Genomic DNA, 11,127 nt, shown 5'->3' on the forward strand with positions numbered 1-11,127 from the left:
TATTAACTTCATCATTAGTTCCTGATTCAGAAATAAATGACCATGTAAGAAAGCATGGTGATGGTGTAAAAGTATTAGCCCTTTGGGTGGATGATGCCAGAAGTGCCTTTGAAGAAACAACAAAGCGTGGAGCTGAAGTTGCTTTTGAGCCTAAAGTTTTAAATGATGATAATGGAGAAGTAGTTGTTGCTGCTATTAAAACTTATGGAGATACTATCCATACTTTTGTTGAACGCAAGAATTACAAAGGAGCTTTCCTTCCAGGGTTTCAGCCAAAATCAACTGAATTAGAAGTAGAGCCCATAGGTTTAAAATATGTTGATCATTGCGTTGGCAATGTTGACTGGGGTCAAATGAATAAGTGGGTTAAGTTTTATGAAGATGTAATGGGCTTCAAACTGCTTATCACATTTGACGATAAGGACATAAGCACAGAGTATACAGCTTTAATGTCTAAAGTAGTTTCTAATGGCAATGGTTATATTAAGTTTCCAATAAATGAACCAGCCGAGGGTAAGAAGAAATCCCAAATCGAAGAATATATAGATTTTTATAAAGGATCAGGGGTGCAGCACATTGCTATTGCCACAGATGATATTGTTTATACGGTTTCTGAACTTAGAAAAAGAGGAGTTGATTTCCTTGTGGTTCCTGACACCTATTATGATGATCTTCTAGACAGAGTTGGAGAAATTGATGAAGACTTAGAGCCTCTTAAAAAGCTCAACATACTTGTTGATAGAGATGATGAAGGGTATCTACTGCAAATATTCACCAAGCCAGTGCAGGATAGACCGACATTATTTTATGAAATCATCCAAAGAAAAGGCGCTAAATCATTTGGAAAAGGAAACTTTAAAGCACTATTTGAGGCAATAGAAAGAGAACAAGAACTTAGAGGTAATTTATAATAATGACAAGAGATGTAGTTCAAGTAGCAGACCAGTGGATCAGCAGTGGTATTGATGCGGAGACAATAGCAGAAATAGAAGCGCTTAAAAAAGATAATAATGCTTTAACCGAAGCATTTTATAAAGATTTGGAATTTGGCACTGGTGGCTTAAGAGGCATTATGGGTGTTGGGTCAAACCGCATGAATAAATATACCATAGGCATGGCTACTCAGGGTCTTGCCAACTACTTGAAAAAGAGCTTTACGAACGAGCAAATCAAAGTTGCCATAGCTTGTGATAGTAGAAACAATAGTCAAAAATTTGCACAAATTGTAGCTGATGTTTTTTCTGCCAATGATTTCAAAGTCTATTTGTTTGAATCTTTAAGGCCAACTCCAGAACTATCATTTACCATCAGAGAGCTTAACTGTCATAGTGGTGTAGTGTTAACCGCCTCTCATAACCCCAAAGAATATAATGGTTATAAGGCATACTGGAATGACGGTGCACAGCTAATAGCTCCTCATGATAAAAATGTGATTACTGAAGTAAAAGCTATCAATGGGCCTGGAGAGGTTAATTTTGAGAGTAAGCCTGAACTAATTGAGAAAATAGGATCAGAAATTGATGCTAAGTATTTAGCTGAAATTAAGAAAATCTCACTCTCTCCTGATGCCATTAAAGCAAAGCATGATATTAAGATAGTCTATTCACCAATTCACGGTACTGGCTATAAAATGGTCCCTGAGTGCCTTAAGAATATTGGTTTTACTAATGTTCATGTCGTTGAAGCGCAAAGTACTCCTGACGGTAATTTTCCTACCGTTGTTTATCCAAATCCTGAAGAACGCGAAGCACTTAAGTTGGCAATTGAAAAGGCTAAAGAACTGGATGCTGAACTAGTTTTGGCCACCGATCCAGACTCAGACAGAGTTGGTATTGCTATCAAATCTGATGACGGTGATTTTACATTGTTAAACGGAAATCAGACGGGCAGCTTACTTGTATACTATGTACTTAGAAGATGGGAAGAGCTAGGCAAATATAAAGGCAATGAATGCGTAATTAAGACCATCGTAACGACAGGCCTTATCAATGATATAGCCGCTCATTATAATGTTAAGTCATATGACACCCTTACTGGTTTCAAATTCATAGCTGACCTTATTAAACAATTGAAAGGGAAAGAAGAATTTATCATTGGTGGTGAAGAAAGCTACGGCTATTTAATAGGGGATTTTGTAAGAGACAAAGACGCTATATCATCTTGCGCAATGATTGCCGAAATGTGTGCTTATGCGGCCCATAATGGTCAATCTCTTCATGACCTGCTGATTGAAATGTATGTTAAATTTGGTTTTTATAAGGAGAAGCTAATTTCTATAACTAAAAAAGGCATGCAGGGTGAGCAGGAAATTGCTCAAATGATGACCGATTTCAGAAACACTCCTCCTACGTCATTTGCAGGTTCGAAAGTAAAAGAGGTTATTGACTATCAATTAAGTATCAAAAAAGACCTTAGTTCAAACACTGAGAAGGCAATTGATTATCCAAAATCTAACGTGTTGCAATTTATAACAGAGGATGGGTATAAAATTTCAGCCAGACCATCAGGCACAGAACCAAAAATAAAGTTTTATTTAAGTGCCAACACAAAACTTAATAACGCCCAAGACTACGAGTTGAAAAATAATGAGCTGGATAACTTATTAAATGAAATAGAAGCAGATTTAAAGCTCTAGTTAGAAATAAGATGGGCACTCAAGCCCTCTATGCCATCTTTGAATTTTAATTCTGTAGTTAATCATCAGTTCGTGCGAACCATTAGATACTCTATTAATGCTTGAGAAGGTAAGATCATAGGCATAGCCTACATGAAAATTTTCATTTATTTTGAGCTCAAACATATAGATCATGCCTTCCTTTAGTCTATACCCTACTCCTATACCCACACTTTCTTTTATCACTCCCAAAGCATTAACATCGAAGCTTAGTGGCGCACCATCCTGAAAACGCAAGAGCGTTGATCCCAATACTTTAAAATTAGGGTCAACAGGGAAAGTCATGCCGCCTGTAACAAAATAATTTCTCGTGTTTTTCACAGATTCAGTTGTTAGATTTCCAGTCTCTACATCTTGTATGATGTCATTTTCCAGGATGTAAGGCACCGATATCCCACCATAAAATCTTCTATTTGTATAAAAGAACCCCACACCAAAATTAGGATTAAATGCGCTTGTGGCATTATAGAAGGGGTCGCTAGAACCAGATACATTACCAGTGTTTGGGTTTGCAGATGGAACTGTAGTTTTTGTAAAATCGGATTGTAATCTATCAAACCCAGCCTGGAGACCCATGGACAGGCTTGCACCTCCTGGCAAAGGTATTCTGTAAGCATAACTACCGAACAAAGTAATATTTTCATGCACTCCTAAAACATCTTTACCAACAACAAGTCCCAGCCCCATTCTATTGTTGAGCATACTGGACTGCAAAGATGCCGTTACAGTTTCAGGCGACCCCTCTAGGTTTACCCATTGGTTTCTATAGATTGAAGTAGCACTTAATTGCACCTGACTGCCTGCATAAGCAGGGTTGATCAATAGTTGATCAAACATGTATAATGACTGTACAGGTCTCTGCTGCTGCGCAAATACATTTTGTAAGCAAGCAACATTTATTATTAGGACAATATTTAATATTTTCTTTAATATCATCTTATTAATTCTAAAAATCCAGCAATCAATTCAGACCCGTCTCGCTTATCTATAACATAATAGTAGGTCCCATTTGGCAATTCCTCTCCTATTGGGTAAATCCCATCTTCTCCTAGGCCAACAAATGACTTATCTTCATTATTGTATCCGTCAATTTGATACACTAGCACCCCTGCTCTATTAAATATTTTAACATTATTGTTAGGGAAGTTAGTGATACAATCAATCTGGAAATTATCATTAAATCCATCTCCATCTGAAGTTACCAAATTATAGTTGGTTATCACAGTCCCTACTGTAGCGGTGCCTGTTCCCTCACAACCATAGAAGGTTGTAACATCTGCCTGATAATCACCAGGAGCCAAGAAATTGATTTCACTACCTAGCCCTAAACCTGCACCTGAAGTTAAATCAGTCCAGAATACCTCATTAACAAGAGCTTCATTTGTAATAATAATTCTAGCTAAACCAGTATCCTCATCACATTTAGAACCTTCTGTCTCAAACGTAAACTCAGGATCCAGTCTGGCATCCCCTACAGATATATTCGCAGGTAAAGATTCGCAGCCAGTAGTATTATTAATGGCTACCACAGAGTAATTACCAATATCAAGATTAATAATGAATGGATTATCAGAGATCATGGTACCTCCACCATCAGCATCATCATACCAGTTAAAGGTATAGCCTGCTGTTTCACCATCTACGGAAACGTTCAATGAACCATCAGGCTCTATACATGATTGCCTATCAGAAATTAACTCTGGTGTTGGTGTTGGGGCTGGCAAGGTGCCATCAGTAATTTCACCAGACATTACAGCAATACATCCACTGGTCTGGTTAGTTACTACCACAGTAAATACTCCTGCCCCCTGACCAATCAACCTATTCTGATTACCAATAACAGTACTAGTTGTATCTGTTCCTGCATGCCATCTAAAGTCAAAGCCTCCAACTCTTCCGCCATCAGCAGTTGCAGAAAGCTGACCATTTGCTCTAGCCGGATCACAATTGATCAAAGGATTATCTTCAACAACCTCAACCACTGGAACAGTTTGTCTATCAAATACCTGATCTGCTTTCACAGAATAACAACCGGTCTTATTATCAATTATTCTCACGGTATAAAAACCTGCGGGAACATTACTAGCTAATAGGTTAACTCCTGCTGAAGTACCACTGACGCTAGCCAAATCGCCCGGTGGCGATGTATCCGTCAAAGTTCCTGACAAGTCACCGGTATAAATATCTATATCATAGTCATACGGCAGCAATGGATAAGTATTTACACCATTAGCATCTGTAAATGGAACTGCCTTACCAAATATACCTCCATTAGGAGACACACAATTAGTTACAGGTTCAGTTCCAGTATTAATTACAGGAATAAATTCCTCGCTCTCATTTTCAATGATAAAGAGTGCTGTAACCGTACATCCTGTTGCTTGATTGGTAACTGTAACATCAAATCTTCCTACGGGTAAGCTATCCAAAACACTAATATTTCCTGTTATCACAGGTTCTATTGGTCTTCCAGTGGCGTCATTAATTGGCAGTGTTCCACCTTCATACAGCCACTCAAATGTATATGGTCCTGCCGGAACTGTAGCATTGTCCTCGGTGATCGTTGCCGTTAATTCTCCGGAAGGTGGAGACTGACAACTTAACTGTGGTACTGTTTGCTCAAGTACTATATTAGGGTAATTAATTTCATCACCCTCCATTACTACTTCTTTTGGAATTGACTCACATGTAGTGGCTATATTTGTAACTATCACAAAATAAGAACCCTCCGCTACGTCCGAAAGTGAAGGGCCAACTTCTCCAACTAATTCACCAGCGGCATCAATAGTCTCAAAAAACCATTGATAGCTGAATTCTGTAGCAATCCTAATTGGGTCAGTGATTGATGCATTCGGGTTGCTGGCATCATTAGGGTTACCTAAAGAAATCTCCACTATTTCAAATGATCCGTTACCACCACATGTAGTTGTTTTAATGATATCAACTGCTAGAACATTTGGTGTACTTTGAGTTGCATCTCTAATTATTTCTACCTCTGTGGTATTTTCACAACCATTAACATCAGTAGCCATCAATCTGTAAGTTCCAGGGGCCAAACCGGAATAGGTTATTGAAGTGGCCGTAAAATTCGTATCATCAGCTGTTAAAGGTTCATCATCAACAACTGCCTCATTAAATATGCCATTATCATTAAGATCTCGCTCGAACCAATCCCAGGTAACTATATCTACAGAAGAATTTACAGTTACCGATCCATTACCTTGAGTTGCATCTGTAAAACAGTTGATATCTGGTTCAGGAATTTGATATGACAATATCGGATCCTCACTTACATCAAATACATCGACTCTGAACGGTGCACTAACACAGCCAGCTCCCGGACCAAATGCTCCACGTGTGGCACGTACATAGTAGGTTCCTTCTGGTAAACCAGCAATGGATGTTGTTATTTCAGCTCTAGGATTTGCACTAGCAAAGTCACCACCAAGAGATGTTTCAAACCACTCAAAAGTGTACTCATCATCAATGGTGTTACCCAAACCGTCAACATCTAATGGAGAAACACTGGTTACCGTAGCTGTTCCATTAAATGGGTCGCATAGTGTCTGATCAGTTGAAGATACAGTTTGAATTATAATGGGCTGTTGGCTAAAAAGTATTTCTCTTGTTTGAACTTGGAAACAATCAGAGGTCACATCTCTTACGGTTATCTGATAAAATCCCTCTCCTAAATTAGACTCTGTATAAGCAATACCTCCACTAAAATCATAAGCAAGTGTAGTTGAAACATTACTTTGAAACACTCCTCCTGCATCCACCAAATCTATGGTTATATCAAAGGAAGTACCTTCTCCTACAAAATTATCAACTACCAATGAACCCTCACTTGAACCCGGGTCGCAAGAAGTATTGGCTGAAGTGGTAGCTGTAAAAGTTGGGGCTGTACTAACGTCAAATACATCCAACCTAAATGGCGCACTCTCACAACCTGCACCGGGCACCTGACCAAGCCTTCTCCTTACTTGTACATAATAGGTGCCCTCTGCTAAATCAGTTAAAGTCTCAACATCTGTGTCAGTTGGAACTCCGCCACTCAAAGCTGATGCGGTAGCAAAATCATCTCCTAAAGCTCCCCTATACCAGAATATTTCATATTCAGCGACAATGGAAGCCCCTGTTAGTGGAGTAACTCCACTTAAAGTAACAGACCCCCCTCCTCCAGGAAGTGTTTCATCACAATACTCTTGATCTGTTGATGAACCATTGGTTATTATGATAGGCTGCTGGCTAAAAAGTATTTCTCTTGTTTGAATTAATGAACAATCTGAAGTTGCATCTCTTACAGTAATCTGGTAAAATCCTTCTCCTAAACCTAACTCTGTATAAGCAATGCCTCCACTAAAATCATAACCAAGTGTAGTTGAAACATTACTTTGAAAAACTCCTCCTGCATCTACTATATCTATTGTTATATCAAAGGAAGTGCCTTCTCCGACAAAATTATCAACAACCAAGGAACCCTCTCCCGAACCTGGATCACAAGAAGTATTTGCAGAAGTTGTTGCTGTGAATGTAGGTGCCGTACTTACATCAAATACATCCAACCTAAATGGCGCACTTTCACAACCTGCTCCTGGAACTTGACCAAGCCTTCTCCTTACTTGTACATAATAGGTGCCCTCTGCTAAATCAGTTAATGTCTCTACATCTGTATCAGTTGGAACTCCACCACTCAAAGCTGATGCGGTAGCAAAATCGTCTCCCAAAGCACCCCTATACCAGAATATTTCATATTCAGCAACAATGGAAGCCCCAGTTAATGGTGTTACTCCTGTTAAAGTAACAGAGCCTCCTCCTCCAGGGGCTGTTTCGTCACAGTACTCTTGATCAGTTGACGAACCATTGGTTATTATGATAGGCTGTTCACTAAGTACAATTTCTCTTTCCTGAGTAAGAAAACATTCAGTTCCATTATCATAAATTGTTATGGTGTAAGTATCCTCCCCAAGCCCTCCTGCTGTGTAAGGGAAACCTCCCAATACGGCATCATTGGTTCGTGCCAATACCACACCACTTGTTGCTCCGGTAATTTCAAGATCAAAATCACCTACTCCAACTACATTGCTTATTAATAATGATCCTTCTCCTGCACCAGGATCACAAGATGTATTTGCAGATGTTGTTGCGGTAAATGTTGGATCAACAGAGTCATCAGCAATATCCACTCTGTAAGGAGGGCTCTCACAACCTGACCCTGGAGAAAATCCTGCATTTCTCACTGCTACGACATAATAAGTTCCCTGATCTAATTGAGTAATTGAACTTACAGTCTCCGCACGAGGTGATGCATTAGCAAAATCTCCTCCTAGACTGGTTTCATACCATTCAAATGTATATTCAGTGTTGATAGGATTAGCCCCTAATGGAGTAATTGCAACAACCTCGGCAGACCCACCACCTGTTGGTAAATCACAGGTAGTTCTATTATCGAAATCAACGGTTTGAATAATAATGGGCTCTTCAACTTTCTGAATTGTTACAATACCTGTAACACTACAACCTGAAAGATTATTTGTAGCAACGATCGTGTATGTATCATCTTGTATTCCAGTAAATTCATCATTATCTCCATCAGTACCATCATCATCTCCATCTCCTACGAATGGTCCACCAGCAATTGGTCCAGTAAGCGCACCTGTTACTGTGTAGGTATAGGTTGGATTATTAGCATCATCTCCAGGACCACCAGTAGTTGACATTAGTATGGTAAATGATCCTTCAAAATTTCCATCACATGATGTATTAGAGAATGGAGTAATGGCAATACTTGGTTGTACCGTTTCATCTTGAATTACAACAGAAACTGCAGGTGTCTCACAACCCAGTCCTCCTGCTGCTCCTTGAAACTTAGTAGCAGTGACATAATATGTTCCAGCAGACAACTCAGTGAATACACCACTATTCAATCCTGTTACATTGGTAGAAGGATTATCATTATTATAATCAGTCAAGCTCTCAAATAACTCATAGGTATAATCCCCCACAGCATCAATCGCTGGTGTTATGGATATCTGTCCATTAACGGTCAATACTCCATCATCACATTGTGTTTGATCATCTGAGGTGGCTGTAATTGTTGGTGCAAGAGGGATGTAATCAACTATATAGGACTCTGTAGTGATACATTTTGTATCAGGATCCATAATTTCAACGGTATAGTTATTCTGAGTCAAGTCAGAAATATACACTACATCATCAGGTACTAGTCCATCAATTGGATGCGTATCACCTGGTCCGTATATATTACCATCTACTCCATCAACAAAGCCAGGAGCAGTATTGTCCGTACCCACATACCAATTAAAGGTATATACTCCTACAGAAGCAGGGTTAGCTTCAACCCTTATCTCACCAGTTGCTATCGGACTACAGCTATTGTCTGCAGTAATTAATTCATCAACTACAGGGTCAACAGATATATCCAATATTTCACCAGCTTCTATTGGTGGCGAGACACAACCAAAACCTTGAAGCGTAGAATTTAGCATTTGAATTTCTAAGAAATAAGTACCTGAAGTTAATCCCTGAAACTGAATAGTTGGATCAGCGGAAACATCTAGAACATAATCATTGGCGACTCCTTCAGTTTGCAAATTAAGTGCATTAGTTGCGTCATCTCTCAAGTACAAGTTAAAAGCATAATCTGCTATTGTCGGTGCACCAGTATTAGGAGTTATATTATTAAGATTAATTTCAATAACTCCATTTTCATCAGGAGAACATTTATCACTTGGAGAAAGTCCAAAAGTAGCTAGTGCAGGATCAACATCCTGATCAATTATTTCATAGGAAGCTACAGTCTGACAACCAGTATCATCATCCGTTACCGTTACTTGATAATTACCCGGTGCAAGGCCAGTAATTGTTGAAGATGAAAAGACAGGTCCTACTGGGTTATAAAGAACGGTTTCTGTGAAGCCATTGACAGCAGCAGTTCCATCTGCAGTTGACCATACATATGTATAAGAGGTTCTAGGACGCGGTTCTGAATTTGGCGCATCAGAAGCGATATCAATTGGATTAATTGAAGGAGTTACAGTTATTCTTCCGTCACCATTATTTCCAGAATTATCACACCATGTATCATGCACTATTGTTGGCGTTAGTACAGGGGGTTGCGCTGCGTCTTTAATCTCAACTAGTAATAATTCAGATGGGCAATTTGAACCAAAGTCTTGATAGGAGACAACAGAATAATCGCCAGGAGGTAAATTCCTAAAAATAGTCTCAGGAAGATTAGTATCTACAATACTGTAATCTGTAAAATATATCAAATCATCATTTGGGTCATCTAATGAATTAATTGTTTGGCTTAAACCATCATAAAATTTAAAAAATTCAGTTGTTCCAGTTGGAGTAAATGTTATTGATATTGGTGGACTCCATATATCATAAACGGCTGCTCCATTTCTTAAATCAAGGTTAGGCGCACCATTTATACCAAATGTAAATCCATCCATTGAGGCGTTGGTAGATGGTAAATAGTACCTAAAACTTAATGTTATCTCTCTACCTACAATTATATGATCCAAATTAAACTGGTGATTATTACCCGTGCTGGTCATATATACCTTTAAAGCATCATTAACACCAGTTCCTTCTACATTATCCTGATCAGCTACAAACCCAACTTTATTAGAAGCAACATCCCAACCATCTTCGTCAGTTGAAAAATCTGAGGAATAACCTGAACGCTGAATGGATTCTACCAAGCTGGCATCAGCCGTTGCTGAGGCATAAGAAGTCAAATCAGGAGTTGTGGAGTTAAACAACAGTACATCATATTTAGATTGATCAACAGGTGTTATTCCATCAGATTCGGTAATAATAACCTCGATAGATCCATTACCAATATTAGGATCACAATCAGTGTCATCAATTTTTTCCACCAATGTTGTAACCTGTGCATCCACGAATGGTAAAAAGAATGAGGCATATTCTATACAGCCAGTACCACCACCTCTTAAATCTTCAACAACCACAGTATAAGTACCACTTACTTTTTCATAAATAGTTGCCCCGTTTGTAGCTGATATGGATTGGAAATAATCTGTATTCTGAACACCACCAGCAACCGGGCCAGTTGTATAGATATCATTAGGGTCGACATTCAGTGCAGGTGATGTGAAATAGTCACCTATATTACCTTCATAAAAGTTAGGGTTAGATGATGTGGGTAATCCAAAAAACCAAGTAAATCTAAAGTTACCTGAGTTAGGGATTTCATCATTTGTAATAACAGGTGGGTCAGATAATGCATCACCATTTAACTCTACCCATGCGGTTAGTACACCTTCAGCCAGCGCACAATCGGATGGCCTAACAACTGGATCAAAATTAATCTCTAATAGTTTAGGAGCCGCATTAATAAAAGAAGTTATAGTATTTACAGAACAAAAATTAGAATTATCAAGTACTTCAAGAGTATAAAA

The 11,127-nt window shown here is 38.8% G+C and carries 4 protein-coding genes; 2 read left to right on the top strand and 2 right to left on the bottom strand.

Translation table 11 applies throughout. The features are described from left to right. Together hppD and E1140_RS05145 are read left to right on the top strand one after the other, a co-directional pair. Nucleotides 1-911: 4-hydroxyphenylpyruvate dioxygenase (hppD, locus tag E1140_RS05140; protein WP_155179798.1), on the top strand; the 911-nt coding region annotated here is incomplete at its 5' end. Nucleotides 912-913: 2 nt separating this feature from the next. Further along, nucleotides 914-2,635, top strand: a complete 1,722-nt coding sequence (locus E1140_RS05145) for a phospho-sugar mutase (protein ID WP_155179801.1) — start codon at nucleotides 914-916, stop codon at nucleotides 2,633-2,635. On the opposite strand, the gene E1140_RS05150 is transcribed toward E1140_RS05145, so the two are convergent. Both E1140_RS05150 and E1140_RS05155 read right to left on the bottom strand, forming a co-directional pair. Continuing rightward, the gene (locus E1140_RS05150) at nucleotides 2,636-3,610 is read right to left on the bottom strand and encodes a PorP/SprF family type IX secretion system membrane protein (RefSeq protein WP_155179805.1); all 975 of its coding nucleotides are present in this window, start codon (nucleotides 3,608-3,610) and stop codon (nucleotides 2,636-2,638) included. Beyond that, on the bottom strand, nucleotides 3,607-11,127 hold a 7,521-nt coding region (locus E1140_RS05155; protein WP_155179808.1), incomplete at its 5' end, for a T9SS type B sorting domain-containing protein. The genes E1140_RS05150 and E1140_RS05155, both read right to left, overlap by 4 nt.

This window comes from Fulvivirga lutimaris (genome assembly GCF_009711525.1).
Taxonomy (GTDB): Bacteria; Bacteroidota; Bacteroidia; order Cytophagales; family Cyclobacteriaceae; genus Fulvivirga; species Fulvivirga lutimaris.

Excerpts from the sequence above, each read along its gene's own strand:
- E1140_RS05145 (WP_155179801.1), top strand. The coding sequence starts at position 914 with ATGACAAGAGATGTAGTTCAAGTAGCAGACCAGTGGATCAGCAGTGGT.
- E1140_RS05150 (WP_155179805.1), bottom strand. The coding sequence starts at position 3,610 with ATGATATTAAAGAAAATATTAAATATTGTCCTAATAATAAATGTTGCT.